We start from the raw sequence: 818 nt of genomic DNA on the forward strand, positions 1-818 counted from the left end.
GGTGTCGGTGAGGGCGGACGGCACGGTCCTTTGGGGCGGAGCCGCGGTGACGAGCGCCGACGTCCCCGCTCTGGCCTCGCAGGCCGCGGCCGAGAGCCGGGACATCCTGCTGGCGGGCGATCGTGCGGCACCTTACGGGGCCGTCGCGGAGCTTCTGGAGCTCCTTCGGCGTTCGGGGCTGGAGAGCGCGGGGCTCGTGCTTCAGGGAGGGGTCCCGTGAGCCCCTGTTTTCTGCGTCGATGGACTTTGCCCGTCGTTCTCAGCCTGGCCTTCCACGCCGCGCTTTTTCTCCTTCCCCCAAGGAGGGAGGCCCCGGAGCTCCGTCCGGCTCTGAAGCTCACCCTGATCCGTCCGGCGCGCGTTGTGGGCCGGTCCCGCTCCGACGTAGGCGGCCTGCCGGGAGACGGGCCGAATACGGGGCGCTCCTCTCCATCCTCCGCCCCCCAAAGGAGGGCCGAGCCTCCAAGGCCCAAGCCCGAGGCGAAGCAACCGGCCCTGAAATCCAGTGTCAGACCCAAAAGCCAGCCGAAGTCCAAGCCGCCGGTTCCCCAACCGGAGCGTGTGCGCAGGGCCGATCCCGTTCCCTCTCCGTCGGTGCAGGAGCCGGATGGAGAGATTGCGGCGGTTGTTCGGGGTCGTGTTCCCGCGCCGGGCACTGCCGGAGGCGGCTCCGGCGGCGCGGCGGGCGCCGGTGTGGGGCCGTCGGCGGGGCTGGCCGGCGGGACGGGGCCGGTGGATGTGGGGACGCTGAAAATCCTCTCCAAGACGCCGCCGGAGTACCCTCTTTTCTCCCGCAGGCGCCGTGAGGAGGGGAAACT

At 71.3% G+C, this 818-nt stretch carries 1 protein-coding gene and 1 pseudogene; both read left to right on the forward strand.

All coding sequences use genetic code 11. From position 1 onward, the window contains the following. The coding region (locus EII26_RS12845; protein ID WP_446718761.1) for an ExbD/TolR family protein at positions 1–220 on the forward strand (220 nt) is incomplete at its 5' end. Then, positions 217–818, forward strand: a pseudogene (locus tag EII26_RS12850) (hypothetical protein); the annotation flags it as partial. The gene EII26_RS12845 and the pseudogene EII26_RS12850, both read left to right, overlap by 4 nt.

Source organism: Fretibacterium sp. OH1220_COT-178, from assembly GCF_003860125.1.
Classification (GTDB): Bacteria; Synergistota; Synergistia; order Synergistales; family Aminobacteriaceae; genus CAJPSE01.